Below are 863 nucleotides of genomic sequence, written 5' to 3'. Positions count from 1 at the left end.
CTTAATGAGGGATACAATTGTGAATTTAGATTTAACAGCTTATATAACGCTTATCTGCACGTCCGGTGTTCTTAATTTATACTTATGTTTTTACGTATTTATTAAGCGTCACCACTACGCTAACATTGCGCATTTATTTATTCTTCATACAGGTTTCACCACTATTTATTGTATGGGTGCGGCATTTAGCTTGCTATCCATTAACCTTGAGGAAATGAAGTTCTGGACCGTCATTCAATACGTGGGCATGCCTTTTTCGCCTCCTGCAGGACTGCTGTTTGTTATGCAGTATGTCGGCATAAAGGTAAGGAAAAAACATATTTTTGCCCTTTTGATCATTCCGTTTATTAGTTTGATCATGGTCGCAACAAATGACTGGCATCACCTTCATTACCGAGTGTTTGAAATTGACCCAGTTTTAGGTGCTCCTTACGTTCATCAAGAAATTGGACCATGGTACACGATTCACGGCATGTTCATTTTTTCGTCTATGTTCGTTGCTTTTTTACTCGCCGTTTACCGATGGAAGGAAACAGCCAAAGCTTATCGCCTGCAGTTAATTGCATTAATGGTCGGACAATTAGTCCCTATGGTCACAGCTTTTATCTATTTAATGGGCTTTACGCCGCAGGGAATTGATCCAGTTCCAATGGTTTTATGGGTTTCTTCTTTTCTATATTTATGGTCCATCAACTCATTGCGTATGTTTTAAGTTCTTCCCGTTTAGAAAGATTCGATATTTAACAGCATCAATGACGGTGTTATAGTTCTTGATTAAGTTTACAGGTTCAATGAATTTAACTTAGAATCGACTAAAATGTTTCAGCCGTTGGAACAAGCCATGTTTGTAAAACGTTTTGCTT

General features: G+C 38.0%; 1 protein-coding gene. It reads left to right on the top strand.

Translation table 11 applies throughout. The features are described 5' to 3' along the window. On the top strand, nt 1–712 hold a 712-nt coding region (locus RB298_RS25590), incomplete at its 5' end, for a histidine kinase N-terminal 7TM domain-containing protein (RefSeq protein WP_486049151.1). Between the last annotated feature and the right edge of the window lie 151 nt (nt 713–863).

It is taken from the genome of Priestia sp. BR_2 (assembly GCF_041954005.1).
GTDB classification, from domain to species: Bacteria; Bacillota; Bacilli; order Paenibacillales; family Paenibacillaceae; genus Paenibacillus_AQ; species Paenibacillus_AQ lautus_A.
This window is presented reverse-complemented; position numbering and strand designations above follow the sequence as displayed.